Genomic DNA, 16,820 nt, shown 5'->3' with positions numbered 1-16,820 from the left:
TTAAGAAAACAACGCCTCTAAATCACTCTCACTAATTCTTTTCCCACCAATGCGATATCTCGCCTCATTATTAATTAGGCAGCTGATGGTTTGCCCATTAATTTGAGTTTGCCTTTGTGGCAATAATACTGATGTTAGGTCTTCACCGTCTTGGCTTTTAATTTGAAAGCCTGTGAAAGCTCTTATCTTTTCTTCAGCTGAAGTAAACTCATCGCCTTTCAGGCAATCTTTGAGTAATTCTGTGATGTTGTATGTTTCGAGAAGGGATTTGAGTTGGTGTACGGGAATAATCGCCCCGTTTAACCTTGCAGAAAGATGATGGTTGATTCTAGTAACACGCACCGAATTACCATTAATGCTATGTTGTTTTCCATCTGCTTTTCGAATGATGTGGTTTACATGTTCTTGAATCTGCATAGCCCCTCAACAAAGCGTTACTCAATGATAACTGCATATGAACGTCAAACAAAGGGGATGATATACGGTTAACGAGAGGTTTAAACATACCTCTATAGAGTTAAAAAGCCCTGAACTTGATGCTGTTAGCACTGTTCAGGGCTTTAAAAGTAGAGAAAGTGGGTAATCAATTAGGATCTAAGCGACAAAACGAGAGTGAATTATCAGAAGCACGCTGACATTCAATATCAACCCATTGACCATTGAACTGCTCAAGCGAACTGTCTGTGGCAGAATAACCCCACATAATGCCGTTCTCAACCGGTCCTTCTAGGCTTATCTCGTTATCTTTACGCTCGGGCTCGACTTCTTTGAGAACATAATTCCCGCTACTAGACTTGCCATCCAATTCTACCCACTGTCCATTTACGTTGGATAGACTAATGCCATCATCGAACTCAGTATTGGCATCAATAACAAATGCAATACCGTTAATGCTCAATGTAACACCGTCATAACTCGCTTCACCTTCAACGTTGAATTCCAAATTATCCGGTACGCTTACCTGATCTTGGAAATCAACCCGAGTTGCAAAAAGCTTGTTCTCCAGTTCGATCAAATCCACTTCGACCACTGCACCAATTTCCAGATTTGACCGAGTGCCATCATCAAAGGAAGTATTACCATTGGTATATATCCGGACATTACCGCCAATCTCAAAACTGGTTAGATCTGGGCTTACCCAAGTAATAATTCCTTCAAGCTCAGTATTACGTACATCATCGTTATCCCGGATATCAATGATTGAGGCGACAAACAGGCTGCCGTCAAACTGACCGTAGACTTCAACCCATAGTCCATCAGCCAACGACCTGCTGTCTTCGATAGCTGCGTTAGAGTAATCAACCTGCACAGTGGCAATCGTGAACACACTTTGCGAAGTATCTAGCCCTGATATTGCACCTTCAATTTCTGCCGTAGTTTGAGGGTCAACCACAGTAACGACAGTCACTTTCCAACTATCATCAGGTTCGACCAAACCGTATAGCATCACCCAATCGCCCACGTTAAATCCGCTTCCTGGATAATCGTAACTAATCCCATTTATCGATAGGCTACTATCGGAAACTGCAGTGACCTGCCCAGTTGCTGCGGGTTGCAAATACACTTGCTGGGCTTGGTTGTCTTGATATTCCACTTCAACCTGCATCCCTTGCTTAAGTTCATCAAAGCTGTAGCTACTGTCATCATAACTAATCGTTGCCTGTGAACCGTCAAGTTGATGCTTATTGATAGTGAAGGATTCGTCTGGATACGAGACTGAATCTACCGTACCTATTGTTCGTGCTAATGGTGAGCTTGGGACAATGTCACTACCGCCATCTGATGAACCTGAGTCACCACCACACCCTGTGACTGCTAGGGACAAGCCAATTGCTAAGGTAAGCAAATTAAGACTTCTCATAGAGTTACCTATAACCAACTCTTTTCCCTGGATATATTTCCATCATTTGAACTTATAGCCATACAACAAGCCATATTAGAATATTATTGGCTCTTGGCTGACTGTTAGTAATTATAGAATCCCCATAAAGGAAACTTGCCTCAAGGCTGATAATTCCTGCCTTCTAATCATGACAAAAAATGTAACCAAAGCCGGACAATCCCCTCTCATTAACTGGTAACGGTTACACCAATCTTTCCTATTGATTTTATTGGTTATGTGCAATAGCTCAGATCTTTTTCAAGCAACATTATTGCACCCGTTACACTGGCAGTGTTTAATAGGCGCCAAGTATTATTTGAGCTAGGATGTGTAGCCATGGCTACGATTAAAGATGTGGCCAAGCTGGCCGGTGTGTCCGTTGCGACGGTATCACGTGTGATCAATAAATCCCCTAAAGCCAGTAAAGCGTCTATTTCGTCTGTCACAAAGGCGATGAAAGAGCTTGGCTACCGCCCCAACGCCAATGCTAGGGCACTGGTCAGCCAATCCACCAATACTGTTGGTGTGGTTGTCGGCGATGTTTCTGACCCTTTCTTTGGCTCAATGCTCAAAGCAATCGATCAGATCGCGAGGCAGAACGGCAAACAAATTCTTATCGGTAATGGCTACCACAATGCTGTTACGGAAAAAGAAGCCATAGAGCTATTGATTAACAGCCGCTGTGAATCTTTGATCATCCACAGTAAAGGATTGAGTAACCAAGAGCTGATTGATTTTGCCAATGAAGTACCGGGAATGGTGATTATCAACCGCTACATTCCTGAAATTGCCCATCGCTGTATTGCACTCGACAACCACAAAGGTTCCTACCTGGCAACGGAATATCTGATCAAAAACGGCCACCTGCATATCGGTTATGTGTGCTCAAACCACGACATTGAAGATACCGAACAGCGCCGTGCCGGATACCTCGATGCGCTACGCGCTTATAACCTGCCAGCCGATGAAAACTACATCGAATACAGCTCACCTGATGAAGCTGGCGGCGAGCATGCGATGATGAACCTGCTTTCCAAAAACCTACCGATAACCGCCATTGCCGCCTACAACGACAACATGGCTGCGGGTTGTTTATCTGTGCTAGAAGAAAATGGGATTACTCCACCGCAAGATATCTCTCTGATCGGTTTTGATGATGGTATCATCGCTAAATATTTGAGCCCGAAACTGACCACAGTGCGCTACCCGATCAACATCATGGCAGAGCAAGCAGCTAATCTTTCGCTTTCTCTTGCCAAAGGTGATGAGAACAAGACATGTACCCGGATGTTTGTCCCTACCCTAGTACGTCGCTTGTCCGTCGCTCAAAAATAAAAAGCAATAAGAGGAATGTATGCTTAATCTCGAAAAACAGTTGGCCTTTATCAACGAACTGGATCGCCTGAAAGCGGTATACCGCAAGACCATGGTCAAGCCTGATAACAACCGTCAGGAGAACAGCGCCGAGCACAGCTGGCACATTGCTCTTATGGCCCAAGTACTCAAGGACTACATTGAAGAGCCCGTCGATGTGAATCGTGCAGTTATGATGCTACTGATCCATGACATTGTTGAAATCGATGCCGGCGATACTTTTGCTTTTGCCGAGCAACATGAGCTAGATGGCCAAGAAGAAAAAGAGATCGAAGCGGCCAACCGTTTGTTTGGCCTATTGCCAGAATCACAATTTGTGGAAATGAAGGCGTTATGGATGGAGTTTGAGCAGGCCGAAACCGCTGATGCCCGCTTTGCCAAGGCAATGGATCGTATATTGCCGCTTATCCAGAACATGTCCAATGAGGGTGGTAGCTGGGTGAAACACACAGTATCCAAACAACAGGTACTTAAGCGTAATGAGTATCTGGAAAAAGTCACTCCTAAACTTTGGCAATATGCCTGCGAGCAAATTGATTTAGCTGTCGAGAAGGGTTGGTTAACCAACAACTAATCCTTCATATCAAGACCAGATCACAAAGGCCGTGGAGATTAGTGCAATCTTCACGGCCTTTTGCTTACTAAGTCACTGGCACATTGTTCGATGCCATGACTGCTGAGAAATTCCTTTTCTCTAAAATCCATATTGTTCTGCGTTTACTTGTCTTTGTTAATCAGCGCCGTTTTATAAGCAAGGTTACCTTCTTGATCCATTGCCCTGAACTTCACACTACCTGAACGGTTAGATGCAACAGTGACAAAAGCCCTACCGTGCTCATCGGTGGTGAAAGAGCCAGAACCTGGAACATTGGTTGTAATCTGCACATTGCTAGCGGGTGATCCGTTTTCACTGACTTTGACCCATGCCCCCTCGTTTTGCGGAGTCACTCTTAGGTTTAAATCGGCCATCACTGGTGCGCTAAGTAATACAGTTGCAGCGATCATGGTACCTGTAAGCTTAAGCATATCTTTTCTCCTTGAAATATTTGTTTGGGTTCGGAGTTAAATTTAGCTAGAGCATCAAGATAAAGAAACATTAAGAATTAAACATGTCATTCGAATTATTCGAACATGATTTTTCGTCCTGACATTAGTTTACGTTTAGGTGCAAAGCACTTACCAATAGCATAACTCGCCAATTTTTCTTTAATATCAGAACAATACATCATTAAATCGCACATCCAGACAATATCTATTTCTCAACAACTTTATTTCTCTACCCTACATGTTTAAGCTATAGAGCATAAGACATAACAAAGTTATATAAGTCGTTCAATTTCTCAAAAGTGATACAAGTTTACGGTAAATACATGTAAACCATCGTCAATCAAACGATATTTTATTGCTATATCGTCAAGATAATTTACACCTATTTTTGATAAGGTTTACTCGATTAGCTCACAATTAAAAGTCATAATTTAAACTAACCGTACTGTATAACTCATCGTTACTCTGATCAGAGGCAACGGTCGAGTTGTAGATATATTCCAAGTCCAATTGCAGTGAGACATCTTCCATCAATTGGTTTTTAACAAAACCTTTTAGATTGGTCGACGTATTAGCCTCACCGTAATCAACGCCAAGGCGTCCCCCAAGCTCGAACCGGTCATTGATTTTGGTATTTGCCTCTGCAAAAGCATTGGCAATGACTTCATCTTCGTTCTTCTTTGGAAAGTCTGGATCGAAAGATTGGCGTTGTGAGAACCGGTAACCTGGACCTGCACCTATATCTAGCTTACTGTCACCGGTATCAATTAACGTTGCACCAAAGCCCGAGGCAATCGTGAGTTGATGGCGGTATGTCGCGAATTGATCATGCTCGTATTTACTATTGCCATAAATAAACCAATCGTCATTAACGAAATGACGCAAACCATAGCTCAGGTTGTATTTATTAGTACCATCTTCGCCTTCACTGGCGCTGGTATAATAGGTATAGACTTCACCCTTCTGTTGCCAATCATTAAAGTCGTAAGCCAGACTGGCACCAGAATTGACTGAAAGTGAGCTTGTGGTTGTTTCAGTAAATATAAAGCCCAATTTAGCATTCCCGCTCCATGGGCCTGATTCTTCATCACTGGCGTTTACAACGGCAGAATGGACGGCAACAACTAATAGACCTGATAGCGCTATAGCAAACTGCGATTTCATATTCCCTGACAACCTTGAGCAGCAAAATTAAACGCCCATTGTATGAAGCAAAAAGCTGCCATTGTCAGCGAACTGTTATTAAATCATTAAAATATGAGTCAGAAAAAACGAGAAAAGTCAGGAGATAAATATCTCCCTGCTGTGTTATTTAGCAGGTGTATTTCTCATCGAAATCACCTGTTATCAAGAGGGGCACCTTCATCTTTATGGTAACCGATAATCGGTTGCTCCATCGTCTGAACCTTATTTACGGTCTGCTGGATGGTTCACACCATCATTGGTGACCACGTCACCCAAATCAAAAGGGTTGACGCCTTCCAAGCACCCAATGTTGTAGCCATATTCCTCAGGATTTGAACGCCTTTGATGATGGGTATAGATACCACATTCCGAACAGAAGTAATGTTTAGCGGTTTGGGTGTTGAATTGGTAGAGCTTGAGCACATCTTGCCCTTTAACGATTCGAATACCATCTAGTTTTACCGAACCCACTATCGCCCCTTTACGTCGGCATATTGAGCAGTCACAGCGACGGGGACTCTCTATCCCATTGGGTAAGCTCAATTCCAATTCAACAGCACCGCAGTGGCAAGTTGCTTTATGCTTAGGTTTGATTTCCGTATCACCGACTTTTCTAATCATCTTTCTTCCTTGTATTGTATTTAATCGATAACTAAACTGCCGTCGTCGTTGAAATCCCAGCAATCACCATAGGCAACTTCCCAAAGATAACCGTCAGGGTCTGAGAAATAACCACTATATCCCCCCCAGAACACATCCTGAGCCTGTTTTTCAATTTTCCCACCAGCCTTTTCAGCCAATGCCAAAACAGCATCAACCTGTTCTATTGAGCGGGTATTATGGGCTAGAGTGACACCAGAGAAACCGGTTCTCACAGCTTTGAAGTCAGGCGATACATCCTCAGCCAACGCTTCCAAAGGATATAGTGCCAAGCATACCCCACCGGTTTTAAAGAAAATGATTCCATCTTCTGGTGTTTTCGACGATGGAAAACCGAGTTTGCTATAGAATTCAAACGACACTTCAAGATCTTTGACACCAAGGGTAATGATACTGATCCGCGGTTCCATTCTTTCCTCCATATACTTAAGGCAACCATGCATTCAACATGACAAAAATGTCATTTTGGCGTCCGGATTAGGTCAGGAACATTTCGGTATTCTCTCTAACGTAAAGTCAAACACTGAGAGGACAACACCATGAAATCATTCAAATCTATCGCCGTCGCCACCACACTTGTACTGTTTAGCTTACCATCAATGGCATATACACCCTTGGTTGCAGGTAGCAAATTTAGTGTGCAAAGCAATGACCGTGTTGTAACAACCCAAACTTTCGAAACCAAAGAAGCGGCCTACGCTGAAGGGCAACATGTTTTGAATGTATTGGAAACCAGCAAACCTGCTGAATTACACAAGATGTTGCACGTCATGGCTTGGGGACCAAAAGAAATCTCTAGCTTACGCATCCAAGATAACGGCTATGTCACTGTCGATGAGATGATGGGTTCTGATGGAAATATCGAATATCGTGCCAACGTCAATGTACGCTTCGAGCACTTCCGCTACGATAATAACTAAGAGGTATCAGATAGCTAACATACATACCCACTACAATAGATGCACAATAAGGGGTTGAGGGAGCTACCCCTAATGACCAGAGAATATAGAGTCGAGGCGAAAATGAAGTTACTGCTGATTGAAGATGAACCCAAAACCGGCGAATACCTCAGAAAGGGGCTAACCGAAGCGGGCTACATTGTCGACCTCTCATCAGACGGCGTTGATGGTTTATACCAAGCCACCAGCGCCAACTATGATCTCATCATTTTGGATGTCATGTTGCCGCAGTTAAATGGCTGGCAGGTGTTAACCACCCTGAGGGCCAGCAATATTGAAACCCCTGTCATTATGCTAACCGCCAGGGATCAGGTCGAAGACCGGGTGAAAGGCCTTGAACTGGGTGCAGATGATTACATTGTAAAGCCTTTTGCTTTTGTTGAGTTGGTCGCCCGCATCAAAAACACCTTACGCAGAAAACAGCCTACCCCATCAAAAGAACTGGCTCTTGAAGTTGCCAACTTGCATCTTGATATACTCAAGCGCCGGGTCACCCGAGAAGGTGACAGCATCACTCTCACCGCCAAAGAGTTTTCACTGCTCGAACTTCTGATGCGCCGTCAGGGTGAAGTGTTATCTCGCTCAGAGATAGCCTCTATTGTATGGGACATGAACTTTGACAGTGATACCAACGTTATCGATGTCGCGGTCAAGCGCCTGCGCGGAAAAGTCGACAAAGGCTATGAACCCAAACTGATCCACACGATTCGTGGTATGGGGTATATGTTAGATGAGCAAGGTTAGAATAAACGCTATGTTCAACTCGATGTCATCAAAACTCATCGTCTCTTTTTTTACTGCCTCAATTCTTGTTTTGTTTGCCTTGAGCGCCACCACCCTCTACCACCTTAAACGCCATTTCTACTTTCAAGACAAAGATGCCATCACGCACAAATACCGCACTTTAAACAAGCTTCAGTTACAGAATGACTTTATTGCCAAATACGGCACTTTTTTCGAATTGGGTGAGAATAAACTGTGGGCGGTTGAAGACAACAAAGTCATTTACCAAAGCACCGATACCCCACTCCCTTTCGATTTCCTTAACGACAGTGGGCAAGACTCAGCAGAATGGGAAATAGACAATAACCGCTTCCGAGCGTTTCGCTTCCACCTTGAAGAAGAGCCTGGAGTCGAAATTATTCTAGGCATTAACATCAATCGCCAGCGTATTTTTCTCAATAGTTTTTCTGTTGTGCTGTTATGGATCACGCTAGGGGCCAGTATGGTCAGCGGTTTTTTGGGATGGTTGATCGTCAAAAAAGGCATGCGACCTGTAAAGCACCTCGAAGAACACATGAAGCAAATTTCGACAGAAAAGCTGGACTTACGTATTGAGCCAGCGCTTTTTCCCAGCGAACTGCAACAGCTCGTGGTTGTCTCGAATGACATGCTGTCGCGACTTGAGAAAGAATTCGAGCGATTATCCGAGTACTCCTCTGATATTGCCCATGAACTCCGCACTCCTATCAGCAATATGATGACCCAGACTCAGGTGATCCTCGCCCACCCCCGCACGTCCGAAGAATATCAAGAGAGCTTAATTTCGACATCAGAAGAACTGAGCCGTTTAACCAAAACCATTACGGATATGCTCTATCTCGCCAAGTCCGAGCACAACCTGTTGCAAACCGACAATGAGGACATTGACCTATACCCGCTAATTGAAGATTTGGCTGAATATTATGAACTCGCTGGGGATGAGAAAGGCGTGACAATCAACCTAACGGGGTCTGGGACGGTTCACGGTGACAAGGAAATGCTCAAACGTGCCCTTGGCAATCTCATATCCAATGCGGTCAGGCACAGTGATAATAACGAAGCCATCAATATACAAATCAGTCAAATTAACAATACGACCAAGGTTGCCGTCATCAACAAAGGGGAAACTATCCCGGCTGAATACCTGCCGTACATCTTCGAACGCTTCTACCGGGTAGATAAAGCGCGGATGCACCGAGCCACTGCTGGGGCTGGATTAGGACTGGCAATCGCCCGCTCCATCGCTAAAATCCACAACGGTGACATCCTTGTACGCTCAGACAACGGCATCACTAGTTTTATTTTATCGGTGCCTAAATGAAAAGCCCACGCGGTTGCGTGGGCTGACAAAACAAGATTTGGGGTAATTTAATCTAGCTGTTCGCCATTAGACTCAATCACTTTTTGGTACCAGTAGAAACTGTCTTTCTTATAGCGCTTGAGTTCTTTCTCGCTCTCTTCATCACGATCAACGTAGATAAAGCCATAACGTTTGGCATAGCCATTTAGCCAGCTAAACAGGTCTTGGCACGACCAAGTACAGTAGCCGATAACTTCACAGCCATCATCGATAGCATCAGAAATCGCCTCGACATGGCGGCGAAGGAAGTCAATCCGGTAACCATCGTGCACCCTGCCCTCTTCGGTCAGCGTATCGTAGGCTCCCAGACCGTTTTCACTGATAAGGATAGGTAGTTCGTAGCGGGAAGTAATACGGCGTAGTGCAACACGCAAGCCGTTTGGATCAATCGCCCAGTTCCAGTCTGTCATATCCAGATATTCGTTATCTGCACGGGCAAATAGTTTATCCGTTGGAATGTCACTGATCTCGGATACCACCGACACCTGCGATGCATTACCCGTCTGGGCTGTCTTTTGCTTATTTTCCGCAGCAACAAACGTTGCTGACTGGTAGTAGTTCAAGCCCATGAAATCACATACGCCAGCGGCCAACAGCTCTTTGTCTCCCGGCTGGAAATCAATATGAATATCCAATTTTTCCAAACGCTTTAGCGCGATCTTCGGATAACGCCCTTTGGCATATACATCCATCCAGAACAGATCCTGCAACTCTTGGGCATCTTCCGCCGCAATCACATCTTCCGGTTTTGCCGACTGGGCGTAAGCAGGGCTATAGGCAAAGCTGGCGCCAATCTGGGCATTGATACCCATTTCACGGAATTTCTTTACCGCACTGGCATTTGCTAGGTTGGCAATATGGTTGGCATTAATGAAGCGCTGGAAATCTGAGACTTTCGGTGGATGGATCGCTTGTAGGTAACCCAAGCTAGTAAAGATATTTTGCTCGTTGAGGCTAACCCAGTATGGGACTTTGTCACCGTATTCTTCAAACAGTACTTCACAGTAGCGGGTAAAGTCTTCAATGATTTCACGGCTTTCCCACCCTTGGTATTCTTCTTGTAGCGCCTGCGGTAAATCCCAATGGTAAACCGTCAAGATTGGGGTGACGCCATTAGCAATCAGGGTATCGATGACTTTATGGTAGAACTCGACACCTTGCGGATTAACAGTACGGCCGTCAGACATGATGCGTGGCCAAGACACCGAAAAACGGTAGGCCTGAAGCCCCATCTCTTTCATCAATGCAATGTCTTCTTCGAATCGGTGGTAGAAATCTATCGCGACCTCACCGGTAGTATTTTTGAAGGTGTTACCCGGCACTCGAGAATACACATCCCAGATAGAATCGCCTTTTCCATCTAGATTTGCAGCCCCTTCAATCTGATACGCTGCCGATGCACTTCCCCACAAAAACTTATCTTGAAAACTCATAAACCACTCTAACTAGGCATACTGTTAATGAATACGTTATGCAAAAAACCGCTTTAAGGGGTTCGATGCAAACTAGGTTGATAACGCAACACTAACCAAAACCATATGGTTTTACAGCAACAACCAAGCAAAAACAAAGCATGGATCACAATAAGATTTGAATTTACCGCTGTTAGCAACTCAAATTTAAGGTATTCTGCTCTCCTCTATCCAGCACGAGTACAACACAGCAATGAGCAAATATAAGGATATCTATCAGCAACTTAAGGCTCGTATTGATTCTGGCCAGTACTGCGCTTCAGAAAAGCTCCCTGAAGGCAAAAAGCTGGCAGCAGAGTTCGGATGCAGCGAAATCACCCTAAAGAAAGCGATGGATATTCTGGTTAAAGAAGGCATTGTTGTGCGCAAGAGAGGCTCGGGCTCATTTATAAAAAGCACACCGCCCCAACAACCTGACACCCACTTGCAGGGAACCAAGTTGCGTTACGAAGGCACGGGGAAGACCGTAACAACCAAGGTAATGCGCTTTCGCATTGTCGAGGCCGATGTAAATACTGCAGAGTTAGTCTGTGGGCAGCTTGGCGATCACCTCTATGAAATTGTCCGTGTGCGTTCTGTTGATGATCAACCCACCATTATCGAATACACCTATATGCCAGTGACTGTCGTGCCGGGTCTGACCTTAGAGCAGGCAGAAGACTCCATTTACGGCTATATCACCGATACCCTGAAACAAGGGATCCACAGTGCAAACCTGACGATCACTATCGATCATGCCGATGAGCAAGAAAGCCAATGGCTGGCAATTTCAGGCGGCGAGCATTTAGTGAATGTCTCCCAACGCGCCTACTTAGATAACGGCCAACTTTTTGAGCACTCAGTTGCCAAGCACACCTGTGAATCCTTCAAACTTTCGACTACTTATGTGAAATCGGTGCAATTGAAATAATATTCTCTTATACCTCGCCGCATTGTGTGCGGCATAACTCACTTTAAAGATACTCGTCTATTTACAGAGCTATCCACTACCCAAAGCTGTATCTGCAGGCATGTTTGATACCTTGCCCAAGAGGCTGTTGCCTAAAGATCAAGCAATTCGTATCTGCATTGCTAGACTCAAGTAAGTTAAATAATAAGTTTATAAATTACTTACATTTTGTGGGGACATGGAGGAAACCATGAACGCTCTATCAATTAAGCAACGCTTGATGCTGATCATCCTGATCGCGGTAGTATCCCTCATCTCAGCCACCACCTTTGCTCTCTTTGATAAAAAAGAAAGCATGCTCGGTGAGCGTAAACATCAAATCCAAGTGCTTGTTGAGTCAGCAGAAACACTTGTTTCGGCTCTGTACCAACAAGCACAGCAAGGTGAAATAACCCACCAAGAAGCACAACAAAGAGCAATATCGGCACTCGATGCCATGCGGTATGGAGATAATGGATACTTTATGGTGTACGACATGAACAGCACCATGGTACACCACCCAATAAGCCCACACTTAAATGGGCGTGACCTCTCTGGCCTGAAAGATATCAACGGCGTACTTATCGTTCATGAGCAAGTTGAAGCCGCTAAGCAAGGTGGAGGATTTGTCACCTACCACTGGCAAAAAGCCGGCCCCGATGAGACACCCTATCCCAAAATCGCCTATTCTTTGCCTTTCCAACCTTGGGGTTGGGTGCTGAATACTGGGCTCTATGTGGATGATGTTGATGCCGTTTTTTACCAACATATGCAAAATTTACTGGGCTTGATAACTTTATTGGTTGGCGCATTAGTTGTTATCTCCCTGTATATTGCCAAAACCATCACCGCTCCCCTTGCGACTTTACAAGCCTATTTCAAACAAGCTGAAAGTCATTTGGATCTCACCGTTAGGGTTCCGACAAAGGGTAACAATGAAGTCTCAGATGTTGGTCTAGCGTTCAACAACTTAATGGCTAGCTTCGAAAACACATTACAGAGAATCAAAAATGGGTCCGATGCACTTGAAAATGAAGCGGCAAAATTAGAAACATTGTCCAATCATATTGTTAGCGCCTCTAACCGACAATCTGATGATACAGGCTCAATAGCAGCCTTGATTGAACAGTTCAGCCTGAGTATCCATACCATTTCTACTGATGCCGATAAGATAAAATCTCTATCCAATGACAGCGGGGAGCAGGCTGACCTGGGTGCAACCACTATGCGGCTAGCAATTGATAACCTTAATGAAATGTCTGAAAAATCGCGCCTTTCTAGTAATGCCGTGTCAAATTTAGACCAGCATTCAAAAGAAATAGAAGGCATAGTCAGTGTCATCAACGAGGTCGCAGAACAAACCAATTTATTAGCCCTGAATGCTGCGATTGAAGCCGCACGAGCAGGCGAGCAAGGAAGGGGGTTTGCAGTCGTAGCAGATGAGGTCAGAAACCTTGCTGTGCGAACATCTGAGTCGACAAAACAGATAGCTTCAACCATTCAGGATCTCCGTTTAGGTATCGAATCAACCGTCCACCGCATTGAAGACAGTGTGTGCTCCGTAAATCAAAACATGACACAAACACAGGATGCCGAGAAAAGCGTAAACGCTATGCATGAAATGTCGCAAAACCTCATCGTGTTGATTGACGAAGTCTCATGCTCACTGCATGAGCAATCCAGCGCAAACCAAGAATTGGCAGAGCGGATCCAGCAGATTGCAGAAATGGCATTGAGTAACCAGCAATCAGCCAAAGATGTACAAGGTGCAACGAAGGAGATGAATGGTCTTGTCGCTCATTTTCACGAATCTGTTGGCAGGTTTACCCTTTCACACCGTTGAGTGCTTAGTTGAACAAATTTGTAGTGTGGTAAAGGCTTAGCAGCATGTTGAAAGTGGGTCGCCAAGATAGATTTGATGCATGTTGCAAAGTGCTTTGCGAAACACCTAGTAGAAAAAAATTATGCATTAATGACCAAGATCAATTTATTGCATATCCATTGGTCGTATGTTGTAAACATGTTAAACCAAAAAAGGACGTGTATATATGGAGCTAATTCAAGATCCAAGATGTTATACCGACATCTGCATTGATGGTAAGTGGTTCCACCATGACCATTGTACCGATACAGCCTACATGCTTTGGGGTGGCACTTCTCCTCACATCCAATTAGACAAAACCCCAAAGACTGAAAGCGAACTCATTGATCTTCTCACCCATGCCAATCGTCGCTAAGGGCAATCCAAGCTGATGACTGAACTCCTCAATTAGCTGGTACTGATAATAAAAAGTACCAGCTAAAAAAATACTCATTTTACTGTTTGGTTATGAACCGCTTACCAAGCCGGGTAAACGCAAAATAAATAGGCAAATAAATCACAAGCAGAATCAGCGTATCTACCACAAAGCTCAACTCCCCTGCAGAAAAGAAAGAGCTGACTAGAAAGTTCTTAAGCGTTATCGCACAAAACACCGACACAAATGTGACGATGAATGTCATCGTGTTTTTCTTCATTTTTATCCATATACAGTTTCGTAAAGTACATTCGGTTGATTATACCGTTTGATTTGGCTAATCACATAAAGATAACTTGTAAACCTCTCTTGCAGGATGATGGTTGATACCTTTGTTATTACGGGTCCTCGCATATCTAGTGAGATGAAAGAAAAAAACCCGCTCAATTGAGCGGGCAAACCCCTATTTCAACAAAATAAATAGAACACTAAAAATTAAACCGGTATCCCGTGTAATGGGCATAGATCTGATCAGGACGTAAAATACTGTCCCCAGGCCACTCAGGGTGATTTGGTGAATCAGGTAAGTATTCAGTTTCTAAACAAAAACCTTGATGAATACCATATTCACCCGATGTGCCCTTCGTTCCCGCCAAGAAGTTACCGGTATATAACTGAACAGCCGGCTTTGTCGTTTGGGCTGTCATGGAAACTTTCTGATCTGGTGAGATCACTCTGGCAAAATCTGCGATGCCATCCGTGACGCCCAATGCCAGGATAAAGGCATGATCGTAGCCTTTCGCTAATTCTTGCTCAGGATCTTTCAACAAATCCCGTCCAATCGTTTTACCCTTGCGATAATCAAAACCTGTCTGCTCGACAGATTTCAACTCACCTGTCGGGATCCCAACCTCAGAGGTTGGTACAAAACGATCCGCCTTGATCAGCAACTCATGCTGCAAACAATCGTCACCCGCAGCTTCACCAGCCAAGTTAAAGTAAGCATGGTTAGTAAAGTTAACCGGACAAGGCTTATCACAGTCAGCATGGTAGCTAATCGCCACTGTATTGTCTGAAGTCAGTTCAAACGTGACCTTGGCCTGCAAAGCACCAGGAAAGCCTTGGTCACCATCTTCTGACAACAGGCTAAATACCAGCTTCGCGTCACTGTGATGATCGAGTGTCCAACGCCGTTTATCGAAACCATCAGGCCCACCATGGAGGGTATTACCCGCTTGGTTAGTCGTCACTTGAGTCGTGACACCATCAATCGTGAACTGACCATTCGCGATACGGTTAGCATAGCGCCCAACTGTGGCACCCAAATATGCACTCTGCTTTTGATGATCTGCCATCGTTGAGCAGCCCAATAAGACTTCCCTCGCCTCACCATCGACTGGGACTGTGCAACTTAACCACGTCGCGCCAATGTCCATGAAAGTCGCTGTCATCCCCGACGTATTGGTCAAGGTAAACAGGTTTGCAGGGCGGCCATCAAAGGCCGCCTCCATGGTCATAGTCTCGTGCAGTGATAACACTTTTTGCGGTAGTGTCATTCTTCTATCCTTCTAAGCGCCTATTTTACGGACTTACCCTTTGCCACTCAGGCAATCACGCCTGCACCAGCTTTGGCTTTACACACGTAGATAGTTTCTTTAAGGCCAGTTTCTGCTTCGTATTTCTCAGCAAGTACCGCTTTGACTTCCTCAACCAATGCCGGTGGCACAATAGATACCACACAACCACCGAAGCCACCGCCAGTCATACGTACACCACCTTGAACGCCAATCACGGCTTTCACGGTATCAACGATGTAATCAATTTCGCGTACCGTGATTTCAAAATCATCACGCATTGAGGCGTGAGACTCAGCCATCAATTCGCCCATGCGTTTAATATCGCCCTTGCTCAGAGCAATCGCAGCTTCTTCAGTACGGTCGTTTTCAGTGATCACGTGGCGAGCACGCTTGGCAACCATCTCGTCAAGCTCATCAACACGGGCGTTGAACTGCTCGATAGTCACGTCACGCAGGGCTTTTACACCGAAAATACGTGCAGCTTCTTCACACTGCTCACGGCGGGTGTTGTACTCACTATCAACCAAACCACGCTTCTTGTTAGAGTTGATGATGACAACGGCCATATCTTCCGGCATCGACACTGCTTTGGTTTCCAGTGAACGGCAGTCAATAAGCAAGGCATGGTTTTCTTCACCCTCTGCAGAAATAAGCTGATCCATAATGCCGCAGTTACAGCCAACAAATTCGTTTTCTGCCTGTTGACCATTTAGCGCAATTTCCTGCTGGCTGATTTCTAGGGCATAAAGTGTTTTGAATGTCTGGCCAATTACCACTTCCAATGCTGCCGAAGAGCTCAAGCCCGCGCCTTGTGGTACATTACCGCTCACAGCAATGTCAGCACCAGCAAACTCATAACCTCGACCTCGTAGGCACTTCACCACACCTTTGATGTAGTTGATCCACATGCATTCTTCGTCAAAAGTGATCTCAGATGTCAGGTCAAACTCTTTGGTCTGGTTGTCGTAATCAACAGACACGACACGGACGATGTTGTCGTCACGACGGGCAGCCGCTACGACCGCTTGATAATCAATCGCACACGGCAATACGAAACCATCATTATAATCAGTGTGCTCTCCGATAAGGTTCACGCGACCCGGAGCCTGGATAAGATGGGTTGCTTGGTAACCCAATACAGAAGAAAAAGATGTATTAACAGCATCAATCAGCAGTTGTGTTTTCGACATAATATGTTCCTGTCTTTCAGTATGGGTTCGTTGTTATTGTTGGTTTTCGCGGTAGTGCACATCGCTAAGTGCACGCAGTTTGTCTGCGGCCTGCTCTGCTGTAAGGTCACGCTGGCTTTCTGCTAGCATTTCATAGCCCACCATAAACTTGCGGACAGTCGCTGAACGCAGTAGCGGCGGGTAGAAC

General features: G+C 44.9%; 17 protein-coding genes and 1 pseudogene. 8 read left to right on the top strand and 10 right to left on the bottom strand.

The genetic code is table 11. The annotated features are described in order from the left end of the window. Together BIZ37_RS16550 and BIZ37_RS16545 are read right to left on the bottom strand one after the other, a co-directional pair. Complete coding sequence (locus tag BIZ37_RS16550) at positions 1-417, bottom strand: hypothetical protein (protein ID WP_187462412.1); 417 nt, start codon at positions 415-417, stop codon at positions 1-3. Positions 418-583: 166 nt separating this feature from the next. Beyond that, entirely contained in the window at positions 584-1,861 is a 1,278-nt protein-coding gene (locus BIZ37_RS16545) for a DUF5666 domain-containing protein (protein WP_187462411.1), read from the bottom strand. Between the two features lie 357 nt (positions 1,862-2,218). Here BIZ37_RS16545 and BIZ37_RS16540 point away from each other — a divergent pair, with 357 nt between their 5' ends. Next, positions 2,219-3,217 (top strand): substrate-binding domain-containing protein, encoded by a 999-nt coding sequence (locus tag BIZ37_RS16540; RefSeq protein ID WP_187462410.1) that lies wholly within the window; start codon positions 2,219-2,221, stop codon positions 3,215-3,217. A gap of 19 nt (positions 3,218-3,236) precedes the next feature. Continuing rightward, the gene (locus BIZ37_RS16535) at positions 3,237-3,830 is read left to right on the top strand and encodes an HD family hydrolase (RefSeq protein WP_187462409.1); all 594 of its coding nucleotides are present in this window, start codon (positions 3,237-3,239) and stop codon (positions 3,828-3,830) included. A 143-nt stretch (positions 3,831-3,973) separates the two neighbouring features. On the opposite strand, the gene BIZ37_RS16530 is transcribed toward BIZ37_RS16535, so the two are convergent. From BIZ37_RS16530 to BIZ37_RS16515, 4 genes are all read right to left on the bottom strand, one after another. After that, entirely contained in the window at positions 3,974-4,282 is a 309-nt protein-coding gene (locus BIZ37_RS16530; protein ID WP_187462408.1) for a hypothetical protein, read from the bottom strand. A 438-nt stretch (positions 4,283-4,720) separates the two neighbouring features. After that, positions 4,721-5,467 carry a YdiY family protein gene (locus BIZ37_RS16525; protein WP_187462407.1) on the bottom strand — a complete coding sequence of 249 codons (747 nt, stop codon included), beginning with the start codon at positions 5,465-5,467 and terminating at the stop codon, positions 4,721-4,723. 243 nt (positions 5,468-5,710) lie between these two features. After that, positions 5,711-6,109 (bottom strand): GFA family protein, encoded by a 399-nt coding sequence (locus tag BIZ37_RS16520; RefSeq protein WP_187462406.1) that lies wholly within the window; start codon positions 6,107-6,109, stop codon positions 5,711-5,713. Positions 6,110-6,129: 20 nt separating this feature from the next. Then, complete coding sequence (locus BIZ37_RS16515) at positions 6,130-6,558, bottom strand: VOC family protein (protein WP_187462405.1); 429 nt, start codon at positions 6,556-6,558, stop codon at positions 6,130-6,132. A 129-nt stretch (positions 6,559-6,687) separates the two neighbouring features. Here BIZ37_RS16515 and BIZ37_RS16510 point away from each other — a divergent pair, with 129 nt between their 5' ends. The 3 genes from BIZ37_RS16510 (at position 6,688) to BIZ37_RS16500 (ending at position 9,190) form a co-directional block, all read left to right on the top strand. After that, positions 6,688-7,068 (top strand): DUF3316 domain-containing protein, encoded by a 381-nt coding sequence (locus tag BIZ37_RS16510; protein ID WP_187462404.1) that lies wholly within the window; start codon positions 6,688-6,690, stop codon positions 7,066-7,068. 102 nt (positions 7,069-7,170) lie between these two features. Continuing rightward, positions 7,171-7,851 (top strand): heavy metal response regulator transcription factor, encoded by a 681-nt coding sequence (locus BIZ37_RS16505; protein ID WP_187462424.1) that lies wholly within the window; start codon positions 7,171-7,173, stop codon positions 7,849-7,851. Continuing rightward, complete coding sequence (locus tag BIZ37_RS16500) at positions 7,838-9,190, top strand: heavy metal sensor histidine kinase (RefSeq protein WP_255526784.1); 1,353 nt, start codon at positions 7,838-7,840, stop codon at positions 9,188-9,190. The genes BIZ37_RS16505 and BIZ37_RS16500 overlap by 14 nt, the downstream gene beginning before the upstream one ends. 47 nt (positions 9,191-9,237) lie before the next feature. Here BIZ37_RS16500 and BIZ37_RS16495 read toward each other — a convergent pair whose 3' ends face one another. Next, positions 9,238-10,662: a glycoside hydrolase family 1 protein gene (locus BIZ37_RS16495; protein ID WP_187462403.1), complete on the bottom strand. Its 1,425-nt coding sequence runs from the start codon at positions 10,660-10,662 to the stop codon at positions 9,238-9,240. A gap of 232 nt (positions 10,663-10,894) precedes the next feature. Here BIZ37_RS16495 and BIZ37_RS16490 point away from each other — a divergent pair, with 232 nt between their 5' ends. The 3 genes from BIZ37_RS16490 to BIZ37_RS16480 all read left to right on the top strand — a co-directional run bounded on the left by BIZ37_RS16490 (position 10,895) and on the right by BIZ37_RS16480 (position 13,866). Beyond that, positions 10,895-11,611 (top strand): GntR family transcriptional regulator, encoded by a 717-nt coding sequence (locus BIZ37_RS16490; RefSeq protein ID WP_187462402.1) that lies wholly within the window; start codon positions 10,895-10,897, stop codon positions 11,609-11,611. Between the two features lie 229 nt (positions 11,612-11,840). Then, the gene (locus BIZ37_RS16485) at positions 11,841-13,472 is read left to right on the top strand and encodes a methyl-accepting chemotaxis protein (RefSeq protein WP_187462401.1); all 1,632 of its coding nucleotides are present in this window, start codon (positions 11,841-11,843) and stop codon (positions 13,470-13,472) included. 205 nt (positions 13,473-13,677) lie between these two features. Continuing rightward, the gene (locus tag BIZ37_RS16480; RefSeq protein ID WP_187462400.1) at positions 13,678-13,866 is read left to right on the top strand and encodes a hypothetical protein; all 189 of its coding nucleotides are present in this window, start codon (positions 13,678-13,680) and stop codon (positions 13,864-13,866) included. Between the two features lie 488 nt (positions 13,867-14,354). Here the strand turns inward: BIZ37_RS16480 and galM are convergent, their stop codons facing one another. From galM to BIZ37_RS16465, 3 genes and pseudogenes are all read right to left on the bottom strand, one after another. Then, positions 14,355-15,422, bottom strand: coding sequence for a galactose-1-epimerase (gene galM / locus BIZ37_RS16475; RefSeq protein ID WP_187462399.1), 1,068 nt, complete (start codon positions 15,420-15,422; stop codon positions 14,355-14,357). A 47-nt stretch (positions 15,423-15,469) separates the two neighbouring features. After that, a complete protein-coding gene (gene galK, locus BIZ37_RS16470) occupies positions 15,470-16,633 on the bottom strand; it encodes a galactokinase (protein ID WP_187462398.1) in 1,164 nt (387 codons plus the stop codon). A 33-nt stretch (positions 16,634-16,666) separates the two neighbouring features. Further along, a pseudogene (locus BIZ37_RS16465) lies at positions 16,667-16,820 on the bottom strand (galactose-1-phosphate uridylyltransferase); the annotation flags it as partial.

Source organism: Photobacterium sp. BZF1, from assembly GCF_014349205.1.
Lineage (GTDB): Bacteria > Pseudomonadota > Gammaproteobacteria > Enterobacterales > Vibrionaceae > Photobacterium.
Note: the sequence above shows the minus strand (reverse complement) of the source record. Positions and strands in the feature narration are given on the sequence as shown.

What these genes read in the sequence shown, in the direction of transcription:
- BIZ37_RS16550 (WP_187462412.1), bottom strand. Translation starts at nt 417, where the DNA reads ATGCAGATTCAAGAACATGTAAACCACATCATTCGAAAAGCAGATGGA.
- BIZ37_RS16545 (WP_187462411.1), bottom strand. Translation starts at nt 1,861, where the DNA reads ATGAGAAGTCTTAATTTGCTTACCTTAGCAATTGGCTTGTCCCTAGCA.
- BIZ37_RS16540 (WP_187462410.1), top strand. Translation starts at nt 2,219, where the DNA reads ATGGCTACGATTAAAGATGTGGCCAAGCTGGCCGGTGTGTCCGTTGCG.
- BIZ37_RS16535 (WP_187462409.1), top strand. Translation starts at nt 3,237, where the DNA reads ATGCTTAATCTCGAAAAACAGTTGGCCTTTATCAACGAACTGGATCGC.
- BIZ37_RS16530 (WP_187462408.1), bottom strand. Translation starts at nt 4,282, where the DNA reads ATGCTTAAGCTTACAGGTACCATGATCGCTGCAACTGTATTACTTAGC.
- BIZ37_RS16525 (WP_187462407.1), bottom strand. Translation starts at nt 5,467, where the DNA reads ATGAAATCGCAGTTTGCTATAGCGCTATCAGGTCTATTAGTTGTTGCC.
- BIZ37_RS16520 (WP_187462406.1), bottom strand. Translation starts at nt 6,109, where the DNA reads ATGATTAGAAAAGTCGGTGATACGGAAATCAAACCTAAGCATAAAGCA.
- BIZ37_RS16515 (WP_187462405.1), bottom strand. Translation starts at nt 6,558, where the DNA reads ATGGAACCGCGGATCAGTATCATTACCCTTGGTGTCAAAGATCTTGAA.
- BIZ37_RS16510 (WP_187462404.1), top strand. Translation starts at nt 6,688, where the DNA reads ATGAAATCATTCAAATCTATCGCCGTCGCCACCACACTTGTACTGTTT.
- BIZ37_RS16505 (WP_187462424.1), top strand. Translation starts at nt 7,171, where the DNA reads ATGAAGTTACTGCTGATTGAAGATGAACCCAAAACCGGCGAATACCTC.
- BIZ37_RS16500 (WP_255526784.1), top strand. Translation starts at nt 7,838, where the DNA reads ATGAGCAAGGTTAGAATAAACGCTATGTTCAACTCGATGTCATCAAAA.
- BIZ37_RS16495 (WP_187462403.1), bottom strand. Translation starts at nt 10,662, where the DNA reads ATGAGTTTTCAAGATAAGTTTTTGTGGGGAAGTGCATCGGCAGCGTAT.
- BIZ37_RS16490 (WP_187462402.1), top strand. Translation starts at nt 10,895, where the DNA reads ATGAGCAAATATAAGGATATCTATCAGCAACTTAAGGCTCGTATTGAT.
- BIZ37_RS16485 (WP_187462401.1), top strand. Translation starts at nt 11,841, where the DNA reads ATGAACGCTCTATCAATTAAGCAACGCTTGATGCTGATCATCCTGATC.
- BIZ37_RS16480 (WP_187462400.1), top strand. Translation starts at nt 13,678, where the DNA reads ATGGAGCTAATTCAAGATCCAAGATGTTATACCGACATCTGCATTGAT.
- galM (WP_187462399.1), bottom strand. Translation starts at nt 15,422, where the DNA reads ATGACACTACCGCAAAAAGTGTTATCACTGCACGAGACTATGACCATG.
- galK (WP_187462398.1), bottom strand. Translation starts at nt 16,633, where the DNA reads ATGTCGAAAACACAACTGCTGATTGATGCTGTTAATACATCTTTTTCT.